We start from the raw sequence: 24,743 nt of genomic DNA, 5'->3' as shown, positions 1-24,743 counted from the left end.
TCGGCTGGGGCCTGTGCGGCGGTGAGGGGTGCCCCTGCCGCGCGTTGCGGGGTTGCGGGTTGTGCTGTGGTTGCTCGCGCAGTTCCCCGCGCCCCTGACGGGGCACGTGCGGGGTACACGCAGTTCTCCTGGGCTACCGCTGGGCGCCGCGCAGGAGCGCGGCTTCATGGGAGGGGAGGAGGTGGAGCGCCTTCTCCGGGTCGAGCCAGCGCATGGCGGCCTGGTGCCGGGGCACGGCGACGTCGGCCGCGAAGAGATGGGTGATCAGGGCGCGGCCGCCCGCGGGGCACCCGGTGCTCTCGACGGCCAGCAGCCGCCCCACACCGGTCGGCCCGTCGGCCGGGTGGCCCAGTTGGGTGCGCAGGGCGCGGGCCGCGGCCTCGCCGGGTGTCTCGGTCGCCGTCACCGGGGCGCCCGGCAGTCGCCAGGCGGAGCCGCCGCCCCATCCGTCGTCGTCCCGCCCGCCCCCGGTGTGCCCCACGTCCCGCACCAGGACGCGGCCGGTCCCGTCGGTGACCAGCACGGCGGCGGCGACCGCCGGGCCGGGCAGCAGGGCGCGGCGGTCGCGGTCGTCCAGGGGCGCCGGGTGGCCGTCGAACAGGTGTGCCGTACAGGCGCCGCGCTCGGCGGCGAGGGCGGCGGCGGTGCGGCGGCGCAGCCGCTCCGGGAACCGGGCCAGCGCCTCGTCCTGAGGGACGAACTCGGCCGCGCGCAGTTCGTCCCGCTGGAGGCGCAGGTCGCGCACGGTCACCGGGTGCGGCAGGTGGACGGCGTACACACAGGCGGTCAGCGCCCTGCCGTACACGGTGGCGGGCACATTGTCGACGGCCAGCAGGCGGCCGACGCGGAGCGAGGCGGGCCGGAGCTCCTCGTGGAGCTCCCGTACCAGCCCGTCGACCAGGCCCTCGTCGTCGACCATGCCGCCGGGCAGGTCCCAGCCCGACTTGTAGACCGGGTCGACGACCAGGAGACGGCCCCGCTGGTCGCGGATCACCGCGTCGACGGCGGCGGCCGGTGCCGGGTGCGCCGCGAGGTAGGCGGCCAGCTCGTCCTGGGGGCTCGGCGACGGGACCGTGCCGGGTGTCCGGAGGGCCGGAGCGAAGGCGGGTGCGGTGGTGGTGGCAGGCGTACGGGGTGTCGACGTCATGCGGCCCTCCTCGTGTCCGGTGGCGGAGGCGGGCCGGTACGGTGTGCGCGCCTCCTGCGTAAGTCAACTGACCCGCCGTGCAATTGGGTACGCCGCTCGTTCGGCTCAGCGGGCGCCGCCAACCGTGTTCCCCGGGCTGCCGTGCGGATAGAACGGGCATAACGTCGTCCTTCAGTCGGCATCGACCGGCACCGACCGGACATCGACGGCACCGACCGGACGACGAGGGGAACGCTACGGTGAGCGAACAAGTCAGCGGGCGGCTCGACAGGGGCGAAGCCCCGGCCGCGGGCACGGCGACGGCACCCCGCCCGCACATCCGGGTACGGCCGGGATGCGTCGCCGGACACGAGGGCCCCGGACAAGAGGGCGCACCCCGGCCCGTACACCCCGTCGTACAGATCTTCGAGGATGCCGCGCGGGCCGTTCCCGGCTATCCGCTCGCTCCCTTGGTGACCGACGAGTTCTGCATCCTGATCGGCCCCGGCAACGCCTCCACCTTGATCGCCGTCTACTTCGACGACGTGGCCACGCTCTGGGTGGACCAGTACATGTGGAGCGAGTACGAGTGGTCCGACCGGGACACCGGCGAGCTGGGCTTCCTGGCCGAGGCCGTGGCGGCGGTGCAGCGCGGGGACGGGGCCTGGCACTTCCGCCAGGACGACGGGCGCCTCGTCCACCTCGGCGGCAGGATCGGCAGCCAGGTCATCGGCTCCGGTGGCGTCCACCCGCCGCCCCTCACCCTCCCGCTGATCCCCTGGCCCTCCCAGTTGGGTCCGGCGCCGGCCGGCGCGGGCTGAGCCGAGCAGGGCTGCGCGAGCTCAGCCGAGCGGGACGGTGCTCCCGGTGCGGATCCGTGTGGCGCGCGGGACAGTGGGAACGCGACAGATGCCAACGGAACGTGAGGACCAGGCGTGAGTGGCGACGACGACGCGCTGAAGACATACCGCGGCAAGCGGCGTTTCGACCGGACCGCGGAACCCGAGGGCGAGCGCACGGAGAGCGGCGACCAGCCGCACTACGTGGTGCAGATCCACGACGCGACGAGCCTGCACTTCGACTTCCGGCTGGAGTGGGACGGCGTGCTCAAGTCGTGGTCGGTGCCCAAAGGGCCCTCGACGGACCCGCACGACAAACGGCTGGCCATGCCGGTCGAGGACCATCCGCTGGAGTACCGCACCTTCGAGGGCGTCATCCCGGAGGGAGAGTACGGGGCCGGTCCGGTCATCGTGTGGGACGAGGGCACCTACGAACCGCTCTCCCGCGACTTCGGCAAGGCGCTGGAGAAGGGCCACATCTCCTTCCGGATGCACGGCGGCAAGCTGCGCGGCGACTGGGCGCTCTCCCGCTTCCGCAGCGGGGAGGACGGCGAGCGCGAGGCATGGCTACTGGTGAAGAAGAACGACAGCCACGCCTCCGCGCGCGGCACCCCGGACCCGTGGCGGGTCCGCTCGGCCCGCAGCGACCGGACCCTCAAACAGGTCGCCGAGCAGTCCACGGAGCGGTGGACCCGCGAGGGCGGGCGGTCGTGAGCGGTCTGCTCGACACGCTGCCCGCCGACCAGCGGGCGCTGCTGCGACGGGCACCGCCCGGCGCGGCGCTCGCTGAAAAGCCCATGCGGGCCGAGCTGAGCGACCGCCGCGAGTTCCCCGAAGGCGGCTGGATCTTCGAACGCAAGCTGGACGGGGTACGGGTACTGGCCGTGCGCGAGGACGGCACCGAGCGGCTGCTGTCCCGCTCGGGGCGGCGCGTCGACGAGACGTACCCCGAGATCGTGGACGCGCTCGCCGCGCAGAGCCGCGCCGACTTCACCGTCGACGGCGAGATCGTCGCCTTCGCGAACGGCCGTACCGACTTCGCCCGCCTCCAGCAGCGCATGCAGCTGAGTTCCGCACGGCAGGCCAGAGCCAGCGGCGTCGCCATCACCTACTACATGTTCGACCTGCTCCGGCTCGACGGCATGGAGCTGACCCGGCTGCCGCTGCGCACCCGCAAATCCCTACTGCGCAGGGCGCTGGACTTCAGCTCCCCGCTGCGCTTCACCACCCACCGCAACGAGGGCGGCCCGCAGCTGCTGGACGACGCCTGCGCACACGGCTGGGAAGGGCTCATCGCCAAGCGCGCCGACGGACGCTATCTGCCGCGCCGCTCACCCGACTGGCTCAAGCTCAAGTGCGCGGGCGGCCAGGAACTCGTCATCGGCGGCTTCACCGAACCCGCCGGTACGCGGGTGGGTTTCGGGGCGCTGCTGCTGGGCTACTACGAAGGCGGCGCGCTCCGCTACGCGGGCAAGGTGGGCACCGGTTACGACCGCGCCACGCTGCTGACCCTGCGGCGGGGACTGGATCAGCTGGAGGTGCGCCGCTCCCCGTTCGCCGACCGGGTCCGCGAGCGCGGCGCGCACTGGGTGGAGCCCCGGCTGGTGGCGCAGATCGGCTTCACCGAGTGGACCCGCGACGGCATGCTGCGGCATCCCCGCTTTCTGGGTCTCCGTGACGACAAGAGGCCGGAGGACGTCGTACGGGAGACCCCGCGCGAGCGCCGGTGAGGGGGTGCCGCTTGCCGCGCGTCGCGGACTGCGGGGGCGCCCCGTCAGGGGCGCGGGGAACTGCGCGACAAGCCACAACGTACCCGCAGGCCGCACGTCTCGGACAGGGGCTCCCCCTTCCGGAACCGGATGCGACGCCAAGCCACGAGGGTGCTGCGGCGACTGGTTCCCCTCCGGAGGAGAAGGGCACCCGGGGGCGTATGGACCACAACACCGCGCCGGTGCTGGAGGCACTGGCCCGATACCAGGCGGCGGGGGAGCTGCCGTTCACCCCGCCGGGACACAAGCAGGCGAGGGGCGCCGACCCCCGGGTGCGCGCGGTCCTGGGCGACGCCGTCTTCCACGGCGACGTGCTGGCCTCCGGCGGGCTGGACGACCGCCGTACCCGCAGTGCCGTGCTGGTCAAGGCCGAGCAGTTGATGGCGGAGGCCGTCCACGCGGAGCACACCTTCTTCTCGACCTGCGGCAGCTCGCTGTCGGTGAAGGCGGCCATGCTGACGGTGGCGGGACCGCACGAGAAGCTGCTGGTCGGCAGAGACGCCCACAAATCGGTGATCTCCGGGCTGCTGCTGTCGGGCATTCACCCGGTCTGGGTGGAGCCGCAGTGGGACGAGGAGCGGCTGCTGGCACACGCACCCTCGGCGGCCGCGTTCGAGGCCGCCTTCGCCGCGCACCCCGACGCACGCGGCGCCCTGGTCACCAGCCCCACTCCCTACGGCACCTGCGCCGACCTGCACGCCGTCGCGGAGGTCTGCCACCGCTGGGGGCGGCCCCTGATCGTCGACGAGGCGTGGGGCGCCCATCTGCCCTTCCATCCGGACCTGCCGGCCTGGGCCATGGACGCGGGTGCCGACGTCTGCGTGACCAGCATCCACAAGATGGGCAGCGGTCTGGAACAGGGCTCCGTCTTCCATCTGCAAGGCGACCACATCGACCCGTTGCTGCTCGCCCAGCGCGCCGACCTGCTGGGCACCACCAGCCCCAACGTACTGCTGTACGCGGGCCTGGACGGCTGGCGCCGCCAGATGGTGCAGCACGGCCACCAACTGCTCTCCCACGCGCTCGGCCTCGCGGCAGAGGTGCGGGAGAGGCTGGAGGCCCTGGACGGGCTGCACGTCAACGACCGCGCCGACTTCGTGGGCGAGGGCAAGGCGGCCGACCTGGACCCGCTGCCCGTCGTCATCGACCTGGCGCAGCTCCCGGTCAACGGCTACCAGGCCGCTGACTGGCTGCGCGAGCACCGGCACCTCGACGTCCACATCAGCGACCACCGCAGGATCAACGCCCAGCTCACCCACGCCGACGACCGGCACACCACCGGCAGGCTCCTCGACGCGCTGCACGAGCTGACCCAGCGGGCGGACGAGATACCCAAGGCGCCCCCGGTCAGCCTGCGCGCCCCCTCCGACCTGCGGATGCCACTGGCCTGCCTGCCACGGGACGCGTACTTCGGCGCGATAGAGGACGTGCCCGTCGACGAGGCGGAGGGCCGCATCGCCGCCGAGATGGTCACGCCCTACCCGCCGGGCATCCCCACCGTGCTGCCTGGCGAGCGGCTGACCGCGACCGTGCTGGACTATCTGCGCAGCGGCGTGGAGGCCGGGATGAATCTGCCCGACGCCGCGGCGCCGGATCTGAGCACGGTACGCGTACTGGCCGACGGCCGGCAGCCCGCGGCGCCCGGCCCGGCCTGACCGCCCGCCACAGTCGGTCCGCGCCCACACCTTCCGCGACCCGCCAAGCCCCTCAACCCCAGGAGCCGCCATGCCACGCGCCGCGCTCTTCGACGTCGACGGCACCCTCACCGACACCACCTACCTCCATGTGCACGCCTGGTGGGAGGCGCTGCGCCAGGCGGGACACAAGGTGCCCATGGCAGAGGTGCACCGGGCCGTCGGCCTCAGCGGCCCCGACCTGATCGCGCGGGTGCTGGGAGAGGGCAGGGACCCGGCCGGTGACGAGGCGGTCGACGCCGCGCACAAGACGCTGTTCGCCACCTGCCACGAGCGGCTGGCGGCGCTGGAGGGCGCCCACGAGTTGCTGCGCGCGCTGCACCGGAGGGACTGGACGATCGTGCTGGTCACCTCGGCCGTGGGCGGCGAGCTGGCCGCGCTGCGCCGCGCGCTGGACGCCGACGAGGTCATCTCGCACATCGCCAGCGCCTCGGACGTCGCCGAGGGCAAACCGGCGCCGGACTCCGTCGACCAGGCCAGGGAACTGGCGGGAGCGGCACGTGAGCAGACGGTCTTCCTCGGCGACGCCGTGTGGGACATGCAGGCCGCCTCCCGCGCGGGTGTCACGGCTCTCGGCGCCCTGTCCGGCGGCATCCCGCGCGCCGACCTTGAGGAGGCGGGCGCCCAGGAGATCTACGAGGGCCCCGCCGATCTGCTCACCCGTCTGGAGGAGAGCGCCTACGCCCGCCTCGAGCGGGAGAGCTGAGCCGCGCCCCGGACGCCACCGCGGCCGCGTAGCCGCCAGGGCGAATGGGTACCCGGAGGACCGCACGAGAGGAGGCCACCATGACGGGAGACGGCAGGGACATCCCCGCGGAGGAGGGCGTCACCACCGAGGATGCCGCCGAGATGCAGCCGGGCCCTGTCGAGGGGCGGCAGCCGGACGAACGCCTGGAGCGCGGCCAGTGGCAACCGCCCGTGGATTCCGACCCACCGCCCCGCACGGCCGGGAACGACAGCGGCGGTTTCGACACCTCGTTCCTGACCCCGCAGGCGGAGTCCGACGAGGAGTACGCCGAACCCGCCGACCCGGGGGCCGACCCCGAGGACCAGGGCATCCCCGATCTGCAGGACGGTGCCCCGATGCAGCAGCGGTCCAGCGACCCGCAGCAGGAGGCGGTTCCCGGCGATACCCCGACCGCCGTCACCCGCTCCGCGCCCACCCCCGCCGAGATGCGCGAGGGCGAGTCACTGGACGAGCGGCTCGCCGAGGAGCTGCCCGAGGAGTCCGAGCGGGACGCCGTCTCCGGCCCGCCGGACGACGCGGCAGGGGTGCTCCGCGCCGACCCCGAGGCGACCCCACCCCGCAGGCAGGACGTCTACGGAGAGGAGACGGGCGAGGCCGGCGGCGGCCTGTCCCCGGAGGAGCAGGCGCTGCACACGGTGAGCGAGGACGAAGCCACCTCCGGCGAGTAGTCGGTGTTGCAGGCCGAGCTCCCACGACAGCGGCCAGCTCCGACGCCGGCGGCCGGGCTCCTACGACAGCGGTTGTACGCGGAACGCCAGCGAGAAGTGGTCGAGCGTGGTGGGCACCGGCGCCGAGGCCCGCAGCTGGGGGTGGGAGGCGAGGGTGTACTGGTGCTGTTCGACCAGCGCCGCGAGCAGCGTGCTGACGGTGGACAGCACCAGGTTCTCGCCAGGGCACCCGGCCCCGCCCGAACTGAACGGCAGCAGCGCCGGGTTGGACCGGGCCTGCCGCCCCGTCTCCTCGGTCCACTGCTGGGGCGCGAAGGTGTCCTCGTACGGTGCGGCGGGCTCGGCGCGGTGCAGATACGGGGTGTAGACGGCGAAGACGGTTCCGGCGGGCAGGGTGCCGCCCTTCCAGGACGTCCGGGCGGTGCTCTCCCGCAGGATGAGCGGGGTGGTGGGCCACAGCCGTACCGACTCCAGCGCGCAGCCGCGCAGCAGTGGCAGCTCGCGAGGGACGTCCGGCTCCCCGGCGGTCGCCTCCTCGCGGGCCCGTGCCGCCCACTGCGGATGGGTGGCCAGCACCGCGAGCGCGCGCATCGTGGCCATGCCCGCGGCGTCGTAGGCGAAGAGCCAGTGCGGGATCTGGCCCGCACGGTCCGTCCCGGCCGGTGCGGGGGTCCGCGCCACCCGCTCGGCCAGGCTGCCGGGCTCCGGCTGTGCGACGTAGGACCGTACGCGGGCGAGGAACGCGCTCCGCAGCCTCCGGCGGCGCGGGCCGGCCAGCGACCAGTTGGCGGCCGAGCGCAGCGCACCGAGCTGCGCGGTGAGTGCAGCGTCGTCACGGGCCGCGTCACCGAGGACGATCCGCCGTACCGTGCGCCACCACGCGGCGTCGAACTCGTCCCACAGCAGCTGCCCCGACCGCTCGGCACCCGCCAGCAGCACCGCGGCTTCCTCGCGTACGACGCGGGTCACCCGCCCGGCGATGCCGGGCAGCGGTTCAGGGGTCTCCAGCACCTCTTCGACGAACTCCCGGCGCCGCGTCCGTTCCCCGCCGCCCGAGATGAGCACCCCGTGCGGCTGGAACTGCGCCAGCGAGCCGCGCTTCTCCAGGGTGGCCGGGCTGAAGGGGTCCGGCGTCTCGTGCAGCACGCGGTGCGCGTCCCTGGGGTCCAGCACCAGCGCGTACGCCCGGCCCCGTACCGTCAGCGGGAGCGGACCCGGGCCGTGGCGGTCGCGCAGGGCACGCATCCGCTCGACGCCGCGCCGGTCCCAGCCGGTGCGCTCGACCAGCGACATCGCCCGTGGCCTGCGTACGATGACGCCGCCCGCCAGCACCGGCAGCAGGGCGTCGGCCACCACTCCCGCCGCTTCCCGCGCGTCCAGCGCCGGCAGGGTGTCCGCCGCGTCCGGCGCTCCCGGTGAGCCGTCCGGTTTCCGGGGTGCTTCCGTGCCGCTCTCGGTCAGTCGCATCTCCACTCCGCTCGCTCCGCGCGCCGGATGTGCTCCGGCGGCCGTCGGGTGCGTCGTTCCAAGAGGGTCGCGGTACCCCGGGGCAATCGGACGAAACGACGCGCGAGGAGGAGCCGGATGCCGCCCGGCCGTGGCGCGGAGTGCGCCCCCTCATACGCCCCCCATAACACATCGCACTCATTTGGCTTCAATGAGTGGCCAAAACTGTGCGCCTCTCCGGGGGAATGAGCTTGTATGTATTGAGCTGCGCCTGTCAGGTCAGGGGATCGGGCACGTAGGGGGGACTGAGTGTGATCCGGGTACTGCTGGTGCACGACGTGCGCATACTCAGATGTGCGCTGGCCGCTCTGGTCGAAAGGGAGCCTGATATGGACATCGAAGCCGCACCCGCGAAGGACGCGGTGCGGCTGGCGCGGACTCGGCCCACCGATGTCTGTGTCGTGGACGCCGATGTGACGGCACGGTCCCCGCTGCACGAACTGGCGGGGCTCTCCAGGAAGGGCGCAGCGCGCACCGTCGGCCCGGCGCACCGGCTGCTGGTGCTCGTCAGCCAGCACTGCCCGGGGGCGCTGCGCAGAGCGCTCGACGCGGGGGCACGCGGATTCGTGTGCAAGGATGCGCTGCCCGAGCAGTTGGTGACCGGCATCCGGCAGGTCGCGGCCGGCGAGCGCTTCGTGGACAACGCGCTGGCCGGCACCCTCTTGCAAGCCTCCGAAGTCCCATTGAGCGAACGGGAGCTGACAGTGCTGTCGGCGGCGGCCGAAGGCGCCTCCGTCACCGAGATAGCCCGCCACCTGGGACTGTCCACCGGCACGGTACGCAACTACATGTCCGCCATCACCCGTAAGACCGGTGCCCGCAACCGGGTGGACGCCATCCGCATCTCCCAGGGAGCCGGCTGGCTGTGAGCGGGAAGGTCCGGCGAGGGCCGCTTCGAGCGCTCTTGTACGTGCTCACACGCGGGACGGCGGAGCCCAGCCCGCCACCAGGTCGCGGTAGAGCGGGGAGCACTCCAGCAGCTCGGCGTGGGTGCCGCAGCGGGTGCGCGGACCGTCCAGCACCAGGACCCGGTCCGCGCGCAGCGCCGAGCTGATCCGGTGCGCGATCACCACCAGCGCACCGCCGCGCCGGGCGAACGCCGACTCGGCCAGCTCCTCGGCCGCCGGGTCCAGCCGGCTCCCGGCCTCGTCCAGGACGGCCAGCGGCGCGGGGGAGAGGTAGGCGCGGGCCAGTGCGAGCTGCTGGCGCTCACCGGCCGAGAGCGCCACCGGGTCCACGACCGCCGCCGGCCCGCCGAGCCGCCGCAGCAGCGCCCCGGCACCCACCGCCTCGAAAGCGCCGAGCAGCGCGCTGTCGGGGGGCGGGGTCCGGGGGAGCGCGTTGCCGGGGTGTGGCAGTCCGCAGCACAGGTTCTCGCGCACGGTGCCGGTGAACACGTACGACTCCTGGGGGATCAGCACCCGTCGCCCCGCCAACCCGCGCGGGTCCGGGCGCTGTTCCGGTACGACCGGCGCTCCGTACAGCCTGATCTCACCGGCCGAAGGGCGCAGCAGCCCGGCGGCCAACAGCGCCAAGGTGGACTTGCCCGCACCGCTCGGGCCCACGACCGCCAGCCTGCCGTCCGCCGGAACGGTCAGATCGAGCCCCGACAGCACCGGCGCGGCAGCCGGTCCGTATGCGAAGGTGACGCCGCGCAGTTCGAGCGCCGGTACGCCGGGCCCGCCCTGGCCGGAAGCCGTCGCCTCGCGGGGCAGGGGCAGGGGCAGGGGCGGGGCCGGCGTCGCCGCGCCCTCTCGCGGCGCTCCCTCCCGGAGCCGGCCGATCACCACGGCGAGCCGGGCGCCGGCGCCGCCCAGCCCGTGCACCAGGCTCTGCAGCGCCGGCAGCAGCGCCTGTGTCAGATAGGTGAGCGCCCCGGCCAGCGCCCCGGCGCTCACCCCGTGCCGCAGCAGCCAGGGAGCGAGCACCAGCAGCAGTACGACGGGCAGTCGGCCGCCGAGCCCGAGCGCCAGCGCGCGGGCCACCCCCCAGCGGGCCAGCGCGTCGGCGGCCCGCCGCTCCGCCGTCACGCGCTGCTCCACGGACCCGCGCACCGCCGCCTGCGCCCCGCAGGCGGTCACATCCCGCAGGGCGCGCACGGCGGTGCCCACCTCGCGCGCCAGCTCCTCGTCGGCCACCAGGAAGTCCCGCTGCCTGCGGGCGAGCGCGCGCAGGGTTCCCGCGAAGACGGCGAGCCCCGCGGCAAGCGGCGGCACGACCACCACCAGCAGCAGCGGTGCCAGCGCGAAGAGCCCCAGGACCGCGCCCGCCAGGGTGAAGACGAACGAACGCGAGACCATCACCAGCCCGGCGAAGCTGTCCCGGGCGATCTCCACCTGGTGGGTGAGCCGGGAGACGGCACCGGTGCCGGACGCGTCCTCGCCCGCGTCCCCCGGCGCGCCGACCGCTGCGACGGCGTCGTACAGCCCGCGCCCCACCACCCGGCGCACCAGTTCGTCCCGCAGCGGTTCGGTGAGTGCCGCCACCTGGCGGTAGACCCGCGCGGTGCCCCAGGCGCCCACCAGCAGGCCACAGGCCGCGGCCGAGAGCCACGCCAGGCCCGGCCCGGGGCGTCCGGCCAGGAAGCCGTCGTCGAGCGCGCGGGCGAGCGCGAAGCCCAGCGCGAAGGTGTGCGCCGCCTCCAGCACTGACCAGCCAGCGAGCGCCACCAGCACCCTGGGGCGCCGCAGGAGGAACCGCAGCCCAGCCCGCGCCGGCCCGCGCCGAGCAGGAGCAGGAGCAGGAGCAGGAGCAGGAGCAGGAGCAGGAGCAGGAGCACGGTGCCGCCCCGCCCTGGCCTGAGCGCACGCCTTCCCCGGCCCGGTCCCCGCCTGCCCCGCCCCGGTTCCCGTTGCTCCGGTGCCGGGAGCCTCGGCGGCCTCGCCGGACCCGGTGGTCCCGGACACCCCGTTGATCTCAGCCATCTTCGCCGCTCCCACCGCCGAACAGGGCCCGGTAGTCCGGCTGTTCCCACAGCTGCCGGTGCGGTGCCAGGGCACGGATGCGACCGCCGTCGAGCCAGGCGGTCAGGTCGGCGCGGGCGGCGGTCGTGGCGCGGTGCGCCACGACAAGCCGGGTTCGCGCTGCCACGCCGCCGCGTTCCGCCGCATTCCGTCCGTCCGTGTCCAGCGAGCCCGTGAGGGCCTGTGTCACCTTCAGCTCCGTCACCGTGTCCAGGCTGGATGTGGCGTCGTCCAGGATGAGCACCTGGCGGCTCTGCGCGAACGCACGGGCGAGGCCCAGGCGTTGCACCTCGCCGCCGGAGAGCGGCGCCTGCGCGCGGGGAGTGTCGTAGCCGTACGGGAGAGTGCGGACGAATTCATCGGCGCAGGCGGCCTCCGCCGCGGCGCGGACGCGCTCCCGGTGTCCGCGCCACCCTTCCGGTCCGGCGGGGAGGCCCGCGGCGAGCGCGTCACCGACCGTGGCGCCGAAGAGGACCGGGCGCTCGAACGCGACGCCGATCGCCTGCCGCAGCGCCGCCGGGTCCAGCTCGGCCAGGTCGGTACCGTCCAGCAGCACCCGTCCGGCCTCCGGCTCGACGAGCCGTCCGGCGACGGCCGCCAGCAGCGATTTCCCGGCACCGGACTGGCCGACCACCGCGACCGTAGCTCCGCCCGGCACCACGAGGTCCACCCCGCGCAGCACCGTTTCACCGCCGTACGAGGCCCGCACACCGCACAGTTCCAGCCGACCCGCACCGGTGTTCCCCGAGTGGTCCGGCACCGTGCGCCGCCCGGTCGCCAGGGGGGAGACGGCCAGCACCTCCGCCAGCCGCCGCGCCGCCGTACGGCTGCGTACCAGTGCGTTGAGCTGCCCGACAAGGGTGCCCACACCCGCCGCCAGCACGGCGTAGCGCGCGGCGGCGACAAGGCCGCCCACACTCAACTGCCCCTCGCTCAGCAGCAGCCCGCCCACCGCGACCACCGCGATCTGGAGCAGCGGCACCAGCACGGCGGCCTGTGCCGTCGCGCGGCCCTGGACGCGCCACATCCGCTCTCCGTGCGCCGACAGCTCCCCCAGCGGTTCCAGCACCCGGGCGCGTTCGCGTTCCCTGATACCGGCTGCCGCGATGGTGCGCGCCCCGGACAGCGCCTCGACGAGCCGTCCGGCGAGCCGGGCCTGCGTCTCCTGGTAGCGGGTCACGCAGTCGGCCGAGGTGCGGGAGAACGCGCGCAGCAGCAGCACCAGCAGCGGCGTCCCGGCCAGGAAGACGGCGGCGAGCCGCAAGTCGAGGAGCGCGAGCGCCACCAGCGCGCCCACCGGGGTGACGACGGCGGCCAGCGCCGAAGCGACACTGCTGGGGCCCGTACCGGCGTGTGCGGCGTTGCCGGTGCAGCGGGTGACCAGGTCTCCGCCGGAGAAGCTGTCGGCTCGCAGGGGGCCGACCGCCAGCAGATGGCCGACCAGCCGCGAGCGCAGCCGTGCGGTGGTACGGGAGTTGAGAGTGCCGGTGAGCACGGTGTCGGCCGCGTCCAGCGCCACCAGCGCACACGTCAGGACCGCGCAGACGGCCAGCCAGCGGCCTGCCGGGGCACCGCCGGCTCCGTCGTCGGCCAGCAGCAGGTCGAGGGTGCGGCCGAGCGCCGCGGGCAGCAGCAGTCCGGCGCCCGCCGCCGCGGTCGCCGACAGGAACAGGGCGGCCGTACGCCACAGCTGGGTACGCCCCTCGGCCAGCAGCAGCCGGTCGGCGTCGGCCTGGTCCGCACCGGCCCGCTGCCCGGGGACGGCGGTCGGCCGCCCGGAGACAGGAGGGTGCTCCTGGGCGGGGGCAGGCCCCCGCCCAGGAGCACCGGACGCGTGTGTCACGCGGTCACAGGCAAAGGAGCGTGCTGTGGGAGCTGTGCTTGTCGCACAGGAGGAGGCTGGCGCTGCTGTCGTCGCCGCCGCCGGTGCGCTCCTCGGGCTCCATCGTCTGCAGGTCCAGAAGTGCCATGGTGATTTTCCTTCCCTATCGGGGTGTTGGGTTGTGTGTTGCAGGGACGGTGGTGGTGCGGTACGGCCCCCGTCCCGGAGGCCGGTCTATGAGCCGCCGGATGTCGGCGGCGGCAGGAACGGCAGGCTCGGCACCGTGCCGTCGCCGGGGCCGCTCCGGCTGTCGGCTGCGGTGGCGGCGCCCGTGGCGAGCAGGCAGCCCGCCGTGCCGGTCGCCAGGTCCATCGACAGCCGCATCATCTGGTCGCCGGGGAAGGCGAGGCCGCCCTGGTAGGCCATGCCGTACCAGGTCAGCCCGGCGAGCTGCGCCTTCCGGTCGGCGCCGGTGACGCCCGGCGTGGTGGTCCGGGCCAGGTGCAGCAGCATTCCGGCACGGCCCTGGAAGAGCCCGGGCTGCGCGTAGTAGCGCATACGGGCAGCGGGCAGGATGCCCTCCCGGGCTGCCGCGAACCGCTCGTGCCCGGGCCGGTGCGCGAGGAAGTCGTCCAGCACCATGGCGATGCCCACACTGCCCGCACCCAGGTACGGCATGGTGCGGCTGCCCTCGTCGACCTGCCAGGTGCCCGCCCTGTCCTGGACGCAGCGCGCCAGGTCGCGGGCGAGCGCGCGCTCCGCCAGATCGAGCAGCGCGGTCTCGCCGCTGTGTTCGTACAGCCGCAGGAACAGCAGCGCCGCTCCGGTCGCACCGTGCAGCAGACCCGCTCGGCCGGAGGCCCGGGCCCCGTCGTCCGGCTCGTCCAGCCGGTCAGCGAGCAGTTGCGCGGCCTCGGCGGCGGCCGGGCGCAGCCGTTGCTCTCCGGTCTCGTCCGCGAGCTGTTCCAGGGCGAGACCGAGGCCGGCGAGGCCGGCGTACAGCGAGCCGCCCAGCCGCTGCCACTTCTCTTCCAGCACCCGCTCGGTCAGGTCGAGCGCCTGCTTGGTGTGCCCGAACCCGGCCAGTACGCAGGCGACTCCGGGCAGCCCGTCGTAGAGCCCCAGCGGGGTGCCGCGCGGCGGCGGATCGGTGTGCCGCAGCAGCCACTCCTCGCCGTCCGGGTACCGGCCGGCGCCCGTCTCGGCGAGCGCGTACAGCACTCCGGCGGCACCGTGCGCCAGCCCGAGCCCGCCGCCGTCACCGAACTGGGCGATGTCGCCGGGAAAGAGCCGGTCGTCGCGTTCGGGGGTGGCCGAGGCGAGGATCGCGCGCGTCATCGCCTCGCGCGCCGCCGGACCGCCCTCGGGCGACAGGCGTCGGACGGCACGGGCCACGGTGTGGGAGGCAGGGCCCGCGGTGTCCGCTGAACGATCCCGGTCCGTGGCATCCGCCGTACTCGCCGTCCCGTCGCCCGTGATGGTGGCGACCGCCTGGCCGAGGAACTCGTGCGGGATTCCGGGGAACTGCTCGGCGGCGATCTCGGCGAGGTGTGCGGCCTTGCCGCGGTCGACGGCCAGCAACGTCGTCATCGGGACGAAGAGCGCCAGCCGCAGACACGCCAGCGCGTACCTGTCGATGTCGTAGCGGGTGCGGTCGGCCGGGGCGATGAAACCGGGGTGGGCGACGATCTGGCGCGGGTCGTCCTCAGCGGGTGCGGCCGCCTCGAAGTCGAGCAGTGCCACGGACTGTTCGTCGGGCGCGACCATGATGTTGAACATGTGCAGGTCGTTGAAGACGATGCCGCGCTGGTGCACCGCTGCGACGGCCTCTTCCACCAGCCGGTGCATCCGCAGCGCCCACTCGGTGTGCCGGGCGACCGCCGCCGGGTCGGGGTCGGCGCTCAGCAGCGGGTGGCGCTTGGCGAAGAAGGAGTTGAGGGTCTGGCCCTCGAGCTCCTCCATCACCAGGAACCGGTGTCCGTCCAGCTCGAACCAGTCGCGTACGGCAGGTACCACCGGCAGCCCGGCGAGCCGGTCGAGCGCGGCCTTCTCGCGCTCCAGCCTCGCCACCGCGTCGGCGCCGTCGGCGGCGAGACCGGCGTGCGGCCTGGCCTCCTTGAGTACGACCCGGCTGCCGTCCCGGGTGTCCGTGCCGCCGTAGACTCCGCCGCCGTTGGAGAAGTGCAGCGCCCGCTCGATGCGGTACGGCAGGTCGGTGACGGTGGCCGCGGCGCGCGCCGCCAGTTGCGGGCGGAGGAAATCGGGCAGCCGAACGCCCTCCGGCACCCGGAAGGAGGGGTCCTTGCGGTCGGGGACGAGCCGGCCGTTCGCGTCCTCCACGGCGGGTACGAGGTGGCCCTGTCCGTCGACGCAGAAGCGCGGCGCGAAGCCTCCGTACCGCACATACAGCGGTCCCGTACGCCAGCGCAGGTCGGTGAGGATGTACGGGCCCGGCCGGCCGTCGAGTATCTCTCCCAATTCGCGCAGAGTCGACTCGAGTTGCCTCTCGTCGGCCGGGTAGATGGTGGCGAACTTACCGCTCGTGCCGCGTCCGGCGTATTTGGCGTTCCGTAGATAAAGCAGAGTGCGGTGCGGAACGAATTTGAAAGGTATACCCCGTGCCGTGCAGTAGTCCCAGATCGCCGCACCGATCTCGTTCGCGTTCTCCAGGGTGGCCGAAGAATGGATTTTCCAGCCCTGCAGCGGGAATTCGCCGCTCAGCGGCCGCAGCTCCAGCCAGTCTCCGGACCGGGTCTGACGCCAGCCAGCGGGCACCGGGCGACGCGCCACCGGGAACTCGCCCGGGTCCGCCGCGCCATCGGGCGCTGCCGCTTCCCGGTTTTCCGGTGAACCGCCGCGCGACGCACTGGATACGGAATCCGACAAGCGGTCGGGTGTGTCATAGAAATACCGGTCGGCGAGACAGAATATTTCGTACCGCTTGTCCATCGATTCCCTCCCCTGGGAAGCACGGGATCAAGCGTGCAACACGGGTGGAGGAATGTGTAGTCAGTTCTGTCACGAAAGAGATGTGAGGAACGCACAAGTAGCGCGTGCACAAGCGAAAAGCACGCACGAAAGGGCTCACGTTCGCACGCCGAGCCCCAGATCTCCGCTCTCGGGAGCGGCGAAGTGCCGCGCCACCTCCGCTTCGGAGACGGCGTCCAAGGTGGCGGGCGACCAGTGGGGCCTGCGGTCCTTGTCGATGAGCTGCGCCCGCACGCCCTCGGCGAAGTCGGGCGAGGAGAGCGTGGCCACGGAGGTGCGGTACTCCTGGTTCAGCGCCTCCTCCAGCGAGGAGAGGCCGCGCGCCCGCCGCAGCGCGGCCAGTGTGACCTTCAGCGAGGTCGGCGACTTGGTCTCGATGGCGGCCGCGGCCTCCTTGGCCGCGGTCCCGCCGTGGTCGCGCAGCCGCCGCAGGATCTCGGTGACGGTCTCGGCGCTGTAGCAGTCGTCGATCCAGGCCCGGTGCCCGGCGAGTTCGCCCGCCGGCGGGGGAGCGGCGTACCGTGCCAGCGCGGCGGCGGGCGGCGCGTCGGCCAGCGCGGCCGCGAAGTCCGCGAGCCGGTCGGCGGGCACGAAGTGGTCGGCCAGCCCGCACAGCACGGCGTCGGCCGCGCCCACCGCGCCCGCCGTCAGCGCCAGATGCGTCCCCAGCTCGCCCGGCGCCCGCGACAGCAGCCAGGTGCCGCCCACGTCGGGTACGAAGCCGATCCCGGTCTCCGGCATCGCGACCTTGGCACGCTCGGTGACCACCCGCACGCCGCCGTGCGCCGAGACCCCGACGCCGCCGCCCATCACCACGCCGTCCATCAGCGCGACATAGGGCTTGGGGTAGCGGGCGATACGGGCGTTGAGGCGGTACTCGGCGGCCCAGAACCGGGCGGACTCGGCTCCGCCGCCCCGTCGGACGTCCTCGTGGATACCGCGGATGTCGCCGCCCGCGCACAGCCCCCGCTCGCCCGCCCCGCTCAGCACGACGGCCGCGATGCCCGCGTCCCGCTCCCACGCGTCGAGCGCCTCGGAGAGCCGGTCGACCATCTCCCGGTTGAGCGCGTTGAGCGCCTGCGGCCGGTTGAGCACCAGACGGCCGACGCGGCCGTCGGTGCTGACCAGGACGGGCGGTTCGGTACGGGACACGGGCGGCGCTCCTTCGCGGGCGAATGATCTTTCCCGCCACCGTACGCGGAGCCTGCGGCGGCCTGGTGTCTGCTATCTCACAGGTGTGCCGGTCGACCGCCCCGGGCAGATGAAAGGATGTCGTACGACAACAGTTGTCTTCGGAGGGCGCGATGAACATCCCTGTGGCGCCTCCCCGGGCCACCGCCACCGGCGGTGCGGAATCCGAGTACGGCGAGCAGAAGGAGGAGCCGCGGGACGTGGACGAGTCGCTCCCGCCCACCGAGGCACGTCGGCTCCAGGAGGAGGTGGCACAGCTCAGGCAGGCCATGAAGACGCGCCCGGTGATCGACCAGGCGCGCGGCGTGCTGATGGCCTCCTGGCACTGCAGTCCCGAGACCGCCTGGCGGATTCTCGTGGACATCTCCCAGCACACCAACACCAAGGTCCGGGAGATCTCCGTCCTGCTGACCCAGGCGACCCACGGCGGACCCATGCCCGACTGGCTGCGCAAGGCGGCCCGGGCCTCCTACGCGCGCGTCCTCCGCGCCGCCCGCGAGAACGGCCTCACCGAGGGCTGAAGCGGAGGCGGAGGATCGAGGCCGACGGCAGAGGCCGGGGGCCGAAGCAGGGGACCGAAGACGGGGACCGAAGCCGGGGGGGGCAGAGGCCGGGGCCGAAGCTGCCCGGCAGCTGCGCCGCACCCCGGCAGGGCATGGGTGCCCTCACAGCCTGCAGCCGGCCTCCGGCGACGCATCGGTGTCGTCCGTCTCCGCTTCGGCGCCGGGCTCCAGCGACCACGCGCCCGCCAGCAGTTCGTCCACGAGCTCGTCCACCTCCAGGCGGCGCTCCACCCGCTCCAGGTCGGGCACCCGGGCCCGGGTGCTCACCTGGCGCGGAGCGAGCAGCGAGCAGCAGTCCTCGTCGGGCAGCGCCGAGACATCGGCGGTGCCCAGGGCGCGCGCCTCGTCGATGATCTCCTGCTTCTCCCAGCCCAGCAGCGGCCGCAGCAGCGGCACGGAGGCGGCCTCGTCGACCGCCGCCATGTTGGCAACCGTCTGGCTGGCGACCTGGCCCAGGCTGTCCCCAGTCACCAGCGCCTCCGCGCCCAGCCGCCGCGCGAGCGCGCTCGCCGTCCGGGCCATCAGCCGGCGCTGGGCCACCACCTGGAGCCGCCCGGCGCCCGCGATCGCGAGCTGCTTCTGCGCCTTGCCCAGCGGAACGACCCACAAGGCGCGATCCGGCTGGAAGCGGTTGAGTTCGCGGGCGAGCGCGTACGCCTTGTAGACGGACGAGGCGTCGGTGTACGGAGCGCCGGTGAAGTGGACGAAGTCGCAGGCCATTCCGCGGCGCATGGCCCGGTAGGCGGCGACGGGCGAGTCGTATCCGCCGGACAGCAGGGCCAGTGCCCGGCCGCTGGAGCCCACCGGCAGACCGCCCCGGCCCGGCAGCCGGCTCCACGACAGATAACTGGCGTTCCGGTCCACCTCGATCGCCAGCTCGACGTCCGGCGCTGAGAGGTTCACCCGCGCCCCCGTCTCCAGCCGCACCCGTTCCCCGACCGTGACGGCCAGTTCGGAGGAGGTGAGCGGGAAGGACTTGTCCCGCCGCTTGGGGCGTACGGCGAAGGTGATCTCCCCGCTTCCGCCGCGCTCCTCCCGCGCCCGGCGCAGGGCACGCACCGCGTGAGCGCCGATGTCCTCGACGGTGCTGGGAATGCGTACCGCGGGCTGCACCAGGCTGAAGCCGATCACACGGCGTACGCAGTCCACGAGTTGGTCCAGCGGGGGCTCGCCGCCCACGAGGGTGACACTGCGGCCCTTCTCGACCCACGCGGGGCCGGGGAGTGTCCGCAGCGCGTCCCGCAGATTGCGGTACAGCAACTCCTCGAAGCGGGCGCGATTGCGGCCGCGCAGAAAGACCTCGCCGTGCTTGAGCAGGACGCACTCGCGCACCTGCTCCGGCGCGGCCCGGCGCGGGTGCGCCTCTATCTGCGGATGTCCCTCGGGAGCGGGACGGGGTCCTGAGACGGTCACGGAACTCTCCTCCTGGAAACCAGGCTATGCGACCTCGGACCGGTCCTCGCCACTCCTCCCGGCCGACGGCCCGCCGCCCGGAAGCCCGGGCGGCGGGTGACCGGGACCACAGATCCACGTCGCTGGGCCGATGAGAAGCTTGGCGTGCCACCAGGGGCCCCGTACCAACGAACCCCGCGTACAACCACAGAACCGTAGGGAGCAGCAATGGCCGAGGTCGTCGAGCTCGTCTCCTACCCCGTCAAGGGGTGCGCCGCCGTCCCGGCCCGCAGCGCGCACCTGGGGCCCGCCGGGCTCGCGCACGACCGGAGCTTCATGGTGGTCACACCTGACGGCGTGGGCCGTACCCAGCGCCGTGACCCCCAACTCGCGGTCATCAGGCCCGAGGTGACAGCCGGAACGGACACGGACGGTGAGCGGTTGGCGCTCCGGGCGCCCGGCAGGGACACCCTGCACATCGAGGTGGACCTGACCGGGGAGCGGCGGCGGGTGGAGATGCTGAAGCAGCCGCTGCACGGCATCGACCAGGGCCAGGAAGCCGCGGACTGGCTCTCCGACGTCCTCGGTTCCCCCAGCAGGCTGGTCCGGGTCCCGCCGGAGAACGGCAGGGCGACCGACGGGCTCACCCCCGGAACCTCCGGCTTCGCCGACAGCTCGGCCGTCCACGTCCTGAGCCGCGCCACACTGGCCCACCTCGGCGCGCGACTCGCCGTCCGCGGTGCCGCACCCGTGCCGATGGCCCGCTTCCGCCCCAACGTGGTGGTCGACGGCTGGGACGACGAACCGCACGCCGAGGACCGGGTGCGCCTGCTGCGGATCGGTGACGCGGAACTGGGCTTCGCCAAGCTCGCCGTCCGCTGCGCTGTCACCTTGGTCGATCAGGGCTCAGGTGCCAAGGCCGGCCCCGAGCCGCTGCGCACCCTTGCCGCCTACCGCCGCTCCCCGGAGGGCGGGGTGACCTTCGGCGCCAAGTTCTCGGTGCTGCGGCCGGGGACCCTCTCGGTGGGGGACAAGGTGGAGGTGGCCGCCTGGTCCGCGGAGGCCCCGGCACGCTGAGACCGGCGCCGCCCGCCCTGCGCGCCGGAGTGGAACCTGGCGCTCTGTGCTAAGGCTTTCCAGCGACCTTCCGCGCAGAATGAGGCGTGTCGGGGCGGGCGGGCGGTGCCGGCCCGGACGGATGACCGCCGTTGCGGCGTGCGGTGCGTGCGCCGAGGACCGGAGGGGAAGGGAAGCGGCAACGCGATGAGGTCGGGGGAGACACCGGAGCAGGCGCGAGCACGGGCGGAGCGGCTGCGGCAGCTGGCCACGCAGGCCCGCGGTATGGCCGGCTCGCTGGGGTCCACGCTCGACTCGGGGGTGGCCAAGGCGACCGCAGACGGGGTGTGGCTGGGCCCTTATGCGGAGCGCGTCACGGGGGAGCTGCGCAAGCGGCAGCACGCGCTGGAGGATCTGGCGAACGGGGTGCGCGCCACTGCACGGCGCTGGGACCAGGAGGCCGAACAGCTCGACAAGGAGGCTGCGGCGGCGGCCCCAGCCGGGAGCGGCGACTGATGGGCGGCTTCCAGGGCTTCGACCCGGCGCGGGTGCGGGAGCTGGCGGGGCATCTGGACTCGGTGGCGGGCTCCATCGTGCCGATGCACCGCCGACTGTCGCAGATCCTTCAGTCGGCGGCCGAGGAGATGGCGCCGCAGGAGGCGAGCACCAGTCCGGAACTCCAGCCGCTGGTGGACCACCCCGGGGTGCCGGTGGCCACGGGCGGCATTCCGATCTCAAGGGTGTACGGCATACCCACCGGGTACCTGCCGGGGCCCAGGACACAGGGCGAGGCGCTCGCGGGCGGGCCGCTGCCGGGCTCCGTCGATCCGTTCCTGCGCCGGACCGCGGTCGACATCCGGACCCGGTGCGATCGTCTGGAGCAGGTCCGGAAGGCGGCTCCCGCCTCCGTCGAGCTGGACGCGGCCGCCCTGCTGGCCGCCGACCCGGTCAACCTCAACGCCGTACCGAAGCCGAACGCGGGCGAGCAGGCGATCGCCGCCTGGTGGGCGGGGCTGACCCCCGCGGAGCGCGAGCAGTATCTGTATCTGAAGCCGGAGGTGCTCGTGACGCTCAAGGGGCTTCCCGCCGACGTGCTGCGGCGGGCCACCCAGCTCGCCTACTTCAAGGTGGTGCCGTACAAGATCTCCAGCCACGAGAACTCGGGCGGCGGCAAACTGTCGATCGGGCTCGTCGAGCTCGGCCAGGGCTTCGCCCTGCGTACCGAGCAGATGAACGACGGTACCTACCGCGTCACCATGATCTCCAACGCCCAGGAGGGGCTCAAGCTCGACGGGTTGCTCGGCGGCGCGCTGAAGTTCGAGATCGGCGACACCTGGTCGTTCAAGAGCAAGGCGGAAGCCGACAGGCTGCAAAAGGACCTCGCCGAGGCGTTCAGGCTGCATACGGCGCAGTATCTGAGCCCGGCCGGCTGGCTCTGGGCCAAGACGCGGCTCCCGGAGGTGCTGGAGCGGATCGGTCAGCCGAAGATCAAGATGAAGACGGTGAACGCCGAGGCGAACGCGACGGTCGGCATCGGAGGCGTCACCCCCGGGATCAAGTTCAGCAGCAACCTCTCGACCATCACCAGCACCATGGATCCGCTGCGGCCCACGGTGACGTTGAGCAGGGAATTCACCGTGGAGCCCTCGCTCGCCAGGGGAAAAGTGCTGCAGATCGAGGGAAGCAAGGTACTCGGCGGCACGATCCAGGTCGTCCGGGACAAGAACAACCCCGACCCGAACACCAACATCACCACCGTCCGCCTCATCCAGACCGTGGAAGGAAAGCTCGGCGGATCGTTCGGTGGCAAGCTCGGTGGCAAAGGGGGAGGCGTCTCCGGTTCGTACCGGGAAAGCGGCAACAGCACCCACGTGGTCACGGTCAACGTCCCGATCGGCGCGGCTCCCGAGGAGCAGACCGCTGCCCGGAAGTGGCTGAAGACCCCGATGACCTCGATGCTGAGCCGCCCCGCAGTCCCCTCCGACCCGCCGGATCCCCACGGAGATCTCTTCTCCAAGCTGGCGCACACCCGTGGGCAGGTCAGCGCTGTCTCCTACAAAGGGAACGCCTCCGAGCTGAAGCTGGGCGGACGATTCACGATCGAGGGCATCCCCATCGGCCTCGAGGGCACGGTGGCGGGAAAGCACGACCGGATCACCGACCAGCAGTACCTCGGCGCGCCCGACCCCGTAACCGGCAAGCGCACCCTCGTACCCGTCAACTGACCTTCCGAGCCCGCGCCATCAGCCCGCAGCAGGGCCCGTACGTACGCGCTGCGCCGGGCGGGGCGCGTCACCTCGCCCGTGCGGTTCCGCTCCGCGAGGTCCAGGCCGTCCGCCAGGCAGGCGTCGCACAGCGCTCCCGTCGGACAGCTGTGCGCTGTCCGACGGGAGCGCTGAGCCCCGGACGTGTATCCGCGTCCGCGTCCGTGTTGTCCAGGTCCGGGTCCGTGCCGGGCTCAGGCGTTCGGCGGTTTGATCCACCCCTTCTCCACCAGCTGGTCGCACAGGTGCTTGGCCCTCGCGTCGCTGGCCTTGTGCTGCTTCTTCACCTCTTTGATGCAGTCGGCGTACGGGAAGGGCGGCTTGTCGGCCCGCGCGTGGCTGGTGGAGGCGGCGGTGGCCTGCGCGGCCGTGAACAGTGCGCTGCTCAGTGCCAGGGTGGCCGCCAGAGCCAGGCTTCTGCGTGGCAAGAGGTCTCCTCTCATCATTCCGGAACCTGATGCTCCGGATGCGTACTGGCCTCAACGATCAAGCTTGCGATCGGCAACGCACCACGTCCTCCGCCCAGGGCGCCTCGGCCCCTGGGCCGCCACCGCGACGAACAGGCACGTTTCTCCGCTCCGTCGCGCGGCAACCCGCCCCGGGCTGCCGGAGTCGGGCCAGTGCGCCGGCGGCCCCGGGCCCGGCCGCCCGGGACCACCGAAACCGATCGGGTCCACCGAAGACCGATGTGGAGGGCACGTGTCCATATCCGAGAACGCCGCAGACGGAGTCACCAGCAACGTCACCAGGAAGGCAGCCGCGAGCGAGCGCGAGACGGCCTCCGGCGAGAGGAAGAACGTCTTCGTCCTGGGAATGGACGACGCCAACCGCACCACCCTGGAGGCGGTACCCGACGCGGCGCACTACCGCTTCCACCCGCTGCTGGACCCGAGGGAGTTGCAGAACGACGAGGTGTCGGTCCCCGAACTGCTGGACCGGGCGCGGGGCGTCCTGGACTCCTTCGACGGCAGCGTGGACGCCGTCGTCGGCTACTGGGACTTCCCCGTCAGCACCATGATCCCGCTGCTGGCCGAGGAGTACGGCACGCGCAGCACCAGCCTGGAATCGGTGGTCAAGTGCGAGCACAAGTACTGGAGCAGGCTGGAGCAGCAGAAGGTCATCGACGAGTTGCCGAAGTTCGGCCGGGTGGACCTTCAGGCCGCGCACCCGGAGCCTCCCGAGGGGGTGAGCTTCCCCATGTGGGTCAAGCCCGCGCTGGCCTCCTCCTCGGAACTGGCCTACGGCGTGGCGGATCTGGAGGAGTTCCGCACGGCCGTAGGCAAGATCCGGGAGGGCATCGCCCGGCTCGGCAGGCCGTTCGCGTACATCCTCGACCAGATCGAGCTCCCGCCCCAGATCGCCGAGGTCGGCGGCATGGTCTGCCTCGCCGAGGAGAAGATGACCGGCCTCCAGGTCGCCGTGGAGGGCTATGTGCACCGCGGCGCCGTCACCGTCTACGGGGTGCTCGACTCCGTCAACTACCCCGACACGCCCTCCTTCCTGCGGCACCAGTACCCCAGCAGGCTTCCGGAGCCCGTGCAGGAGCGGCTCGCGGCGGCGTCGGAACGCGTCATCCGGCAGATCGGGATGGACGCCGCCACCTTCAGCATCGAGTTCTTCTACGACCCGGGGAAGGACGAGATCAAGCTGCTGGAGATCAACCCCAGGCACTCCCAGTCACACGCCGAGCTGTTCGACTACGTCGACGGCGTCCCCAACCACCACTGCATGCTCGCCCTCGCCTTCGGGCGTGACCCCGCCCTGCCCCACCGCGCGGGCCCCTATCTGTGCGCGGCCAAGTGGTACCACCGCTGGTTCACCGACGGTGTGGCCCGCCGGGTGCCCTCCGCCGCGGAGATCGCCAGGGTGGAGGAGGAGATCCCCGGCGTGCGCATCGACGTGGTGCCCGCCGAGGGCCAGCGGCTGCGGAACCTCACCCAGCAGGACAGCTACAGCTACGAGATCGCGCACATCTACACCGGCGGAGAGGACGAGAACGAACTGCGCGAGAAATACGACCGCGCCGTCGCGGCCCTGGGCCTGCACGGCACGGCACCGGCCGACAGCGGCTCCCGGGAGCCCGAGGAACCGGAGGCGCCCGAAGAGGCTGCCCGGCCCGCGTAACCGCGCGTACAGCAGCACGAACGTCGAGCG

21 protein-coding genes are annotated in these 24,743 nt (G+C 73.0%); 12 read left to right on the top strand and 9 right to left on the bottom strand.

The features are described from left to right. Positions 1-133 precede the first annotated feature (133 nt). A complete protein-coding gene (locus tag HC362_RS03935; protein WP_243082369.1) occupies positions 134-1,147 on the bottom strand; it encodes an NUDIX hydrolase in 1,014 nt (337 codons plus the stop codon). Between the two features lie 239 nt (positions 1,148-1,386). Here HC362_RS03935 and HC362_RS03930 point away from each other — a divergent pair, with 239 nt between their 5' ends. The 6 genes from HC362_RS03930 (at position 1,387) to HC362_RS03905 (ending at position 6,844) form a co-directional block, all read left to right on the top strand. Next, positions 1,387-1,947, top strand: a complete 561-nt coding sequence (locus HC362_RS03930) for a hypothetical protein (RefSeq protein WP_243082368.1) — start codon at positions 1,387-1,389, stop codon at positions 1,945-1,947. Positions 1,948-2,061: 114 nt separating this feature from the next. Then, complete coding sequence (locus HC362_RS03925) at positions 2,062-2,679, top strand: DNA polymerase ligase N-terminal domain-containing protein (RefSeq protein WP_243082367.1); 618 nt, start codon at positions 2,062-2,064, stop codon at positions 2,677-2,679. Beyond that, positions 2,676-3,695 carry a non-homologous end-joining DNA ligase gene (gene ligD, locus HC362_RS03920; protein WP_243082366.1) on the top strand — a complete coding sequence of 340 codons (1,020 nt, stop codon included), beginning with the start codon at positions 2,676-2,678 and terminating at the stop codon, positions 3,693-3,695. The genes HC362_RS03925 and ligD overlap by 4 nt, the downstream gene beginning before the upstream one ends. Before the next feature lie 200 nt (positions 3,696-3,895). Beyond that, complete coding sequence (locus HC362_RS03915) at positions 3,896-5,389, top strand: ornithine decarboxylase (protein ID WP_243082365.1); 1,494 nt, start codon at positions 3,896-3,898, stop codon at positions 5,387-5,389. 70 nt (positions 5,390-5,459) lie between these two features. Further along, entirely contained in the window at positions 5,460-6,134 is a 675-nt protein-coding gene (locus tag HC362_RS03910) for an HAD family hydrolase (RefSeq protein WP_243082364.1), read from the top strand. 80 nt (positions 6,135-6,214) lie between these two features. Next, positions 6,215-6,844, top strand: coding sequence for a DUF5709 domain-containing protein (locus HC362_RS03905; protein ID WP_243082363.1), 630 nt, complete (start codon positions 6,215-6,217; stop codon positions 6,842-6,844). A 60-nt stretch (positions 6,845-6,904) separates the two neighbouring features. Here the strand turns inward: HC362_RS03905 and HC362_RS03900 are convergent, their stop codons facing one another. Further along, positions 6,905-8,311 carry a cytochrome P450 gene (locus HC362_RS03900; protein WP_243082362.1) on the bottom strand — a complete coding sequence of 469 codons (1,407 nt, stop codon included), beginning with the start codon at positions 8,309-8,311 and terminating at the stop codon, positions 6,905-6,907. A 290-nt stretch (positions 8,312-8,601) separates the two neighbouring features. On the opposite strand from HC362_RS03900, the gene HC362_RS03895 reads away from it, so the two are divergent. Then, complete coding sequence (locus HC362_RS03895; RefSeq protein ID WP_243082361.1) at positions 8,602-9,219, top strand: response regulator transcription factor; 618 nt, start codon at positions 8,602-8,604, stop codon at positions 9,217-9,219. A 45-nt stretch (positions 9,220-9,264) separates the two neighbouring features. Here the strand turns inward: HC362_RS03895 and HC362_RS03890 are convergent, their stop codons facing one another. The 5 genes from HC362_RS03890 to HC362_RS03870 all read right to left on the bottom strand — a co-directional run bounded on the left by HC362_RS03890 (position 9,265) and on the right by HC362_RS03870 (position 17,275). Continuing rightward, complete coding sequence (locus HC362_RS03890; RefSeq protein WP_243082360.1) at positions 9,265-11,019, bottom strand: ABC transporter ATP-binding protein; 1,755 nt, start codon at positions 11,017-11,019, stop codon at positions 9,265-9,267. A gap of 247 nt (positions 11,020-11,266) precedes the next feature. Next, on the bottom strand, positions 11,267-13,156 hold the full coding sequence (locus HC362_RS03885) for an ABC transporter ATP-binding protein (RefSeq protein WP_243082359.1): 1,890 nt from the start codon (positions 13,154-13,156) through the stop codon (positions 11,267-11,269). A gap of 4 nt (positions 13,157-13,160) precedes the next feature. Continuing rightward, on the bottom strand, positions 13,161-13,283 hold the full coding sequence (locus tag HC362_RS03880) for a SapB/AmfS family lanthipeptide (RefSeq protein WP_016471140.1): 123 nt from the start codon (positions 13,281-13,283) through the stop codon (positions 13,161-13,163). An 86-nt stretch (positions 13,284-13,369) separates the two neighbouring features. Beyond that, the gene (gene lanKC / locus HC362_RS03875; RefSeq protein ID WP_243082358.1) at positions 13,370-16,084 is read right to left on the bottom strand and encodes a class III lanthionine synthetase LanKC; all 2,715 of its coding nucleotides are present in this window, start codon (positions 16,082-16,084) and stop codon (positions 13,370-13,372) included. Positions 16,085-16,219: 135 nt separating this feature from the next. Continuing rightward, entirely contained in the window at positions 16,220-17,275 is a 1,056-nt protein-coding gene (locus HC362_RS03870; protein WP_243082357.1) for an enoyl-CoA hydratase/isomerase family protein, read from the bottom strand. Between the two features lie 152 nt (positions 17,276-17,427). Here HC362_RS03870 and HC362_RS03865 point away from each other — a divergent pair, with 152 nt between their 5' ends. Then, positions 17,428-17,835, top strand: coding sequence for an ANTAR domain-containing protein (locus HC362_RS03865; protein ID WP_243082356.1), 408 nt, complete (start codon positions 17,428-17,430; stop codon positions 17,833-17,835). Between the two features lie 144 nt (positions 17,836-17,979). On the opposite strand, the gene thiI is transcribed toward HC362_RS03865, so the two are convergent. Further along, positions 17,980-19,245 (bottom strand): tRNA uracil 4-sulfurtransferase ThiI, encoded by a 1,266-nt coding sequence (gene thiI, locus HC362_RS03860; RefSeq protein ID WP_243088344.1) that lies wholly within the window; start codon positions 19,243-19,245, stop codon positions 17,980-17,982. Positions 19,246-19,497: 252 nt separating this feature from the next. On the opposite strand from thiI, the gene HC362_RS03855 reads away from it, so the two are divergent. The 3 genes from HC362_RS03855 to HC362_RS03845 all read left to right on the top strand — a co-directional run bounded on the left by HC362_RS03855 (position 19,498) and on the right by HC362_RS03845 (position 22,550). Beyond that, positions 19,498-20,346, top strand: a complete 849-nt coding sequence (locus HC362_RS03855; RefSeq protein WP_243082355.1) for an MOSC N-terminal beta barrel domain-containing protein — start codon at positions 19,498-19,500, stop codon at positions 20,344-20,346. A gap of 186 nt (positions 20,347-20,532) precedes the next feature. Then, positions 20,533-20,841, top strand: a complete 309-nt coding sequence (locus tag HC362_RS03850; RefSeq protein WP_243082354.1) for a hypothetical protein — start codon at positions 20,533-20,535, stop codon at positions 20,839-20,841. Beyond that, positions 20,841-22,550, top strand: a complete 1,710-nt coding sequence (locus tag HC362_RS03845) for a hypothetical protein (protein ID WP_243082353.1) — start codon at positions 20,841-20,843, stop codon at positions 22,548-22,550. The genes HC362_RS03850 and HC362_RS03845 overlap by 1 nt, the downstream gene beginning before the upstream one ends. A gap of 233 nt (positions 22,551-22,783) precedes the next feature. Here HC362_RS03845 and HC362_RS03840 read toward each other — a convergent pair whose 3' ends face one another. Continuing rightward, positions 22,784-23,017: a hypothetical protein gene (locus tag HC362_RS03840; protein ID WP_243082352.1), complete on the bottom strand. Its 234-nt coding sequence runs from the start codon at positions 23,015-23,017 to the stop codon at positions 22,784-22,786. A gap of 385 nt (positions 23,018-23,402) precedes the next feature. Here HC362_RS03840 and HC362_RS03835 point away from each other — a divergent pair, with 385 nt between their 5' ends. Further along, the gene (locus HC362_RS03835; RefSeq protein ID WP_243088343.1) at positions 23,403-24,713 is read left to right on the top strand and encodes an ATP-grasp domain-containing protein; all 1,311 of its coding nucleotides are present in this window, start codon (positions 23,403-23,405) and stop codon (positions 24,711-24,713) included. Positions 24,714-24,743: the final 30 nt, after the last annotated feature.

It is taken from the genome of Streptomyces sp. 891-h, assembly GCF_022760275.1.
Taxonomy (GTDB): Bacteria; Actinomycetota; Actinomycetes; order Streptomycetales; family Streptomycetaceae; genus Streptomyces; species Streptomyces spirodelae.
Note: the sequence above shows the minus strand (reverse complement) of the source record. Positions and strands in the feature narration are given on the sequence as shown.

Coding starts and splice junctions, on each gene's coding strand:
- HC362_RS03905 (WP_243082363.1), top strand. CDS start 6,215: ATGACGGGAGACGGCAGGGACATCCCCGCGGAGGAGGGCGTCACCACC.
- HC362_RS03855 (WP_243082355.1), top strand. CDS start 19,498: ATGGCCGAGGTCGTCGAGCTCGTCTCCTACCCCGTCAAGGGGTGCGCC.
- HC362_RS03865 (WP_243082356.1), top strand. CDS start 17,428: ATGAACATCCCTGTGGCGCCTCCCCGGGCCACCGCCACCGGCGGTGCG.
- HC362_RS03935 (WP_243082369.1), bottom strand. CDS start 1,147: ATGACGTCGACACCCCGTACGCCTGCCACCACCACCGCACCCGCCTTC.
- HC362_RS03900 (WP_243082362.1), bottom strand. CDS start 8,311: ATGCGACTGACCGAGAGCGGCACGGAAGCACCCCGGAAACCGGACGGC.
- HC362_RS03850 (WP_243082354.1), top strand. CDS start 20,533: ATGAGGTCGGGGGAGACACCGGAGCAGGCGCGAGCACGGGCGGAGCGG.
- HC362_RS03910 (WP_243082364.1), top strand. CDS start 5,460: ATGCCACGCGCCGCGCTCTTCGACGTCGACGGCACCCTCACCGACACC.
- lanKC (WP_243082358.1), bottom strand. CDS start 16,084: ATGGACAAGCGGTACGAAATATTCTGTCTCGCCGACCGGTATTTCTAT.
- HC362_RS03880 (WP_016471140.1), bottom strand. CDS start 13,283: ATGGCACTTCTGGACCTGCAGACGATGGAGCCCGAGGAGCGCACCGGC.
- HC362_RS03835 (WP_243088343.1), top strand. CDS start 23,403: ATGGACGACGCCAACCGCACCACCCTGGAGGCGGTACCCGACGCGGCG.
- HC362_RS03915 (WP_243082365.1), top strand. CDS start 3,896: ATGGACCACAACACCGCGCCGGTGCTGGAGGCACTGGCCCGATACCAG.
- HC362_RS03845 (WP_243082353.1), top strand. CDS start 20,841: ATGGGCGGCTTCCAGGGCTTCGACCCGGCGCGGGTGCGGGAGCTGGCG.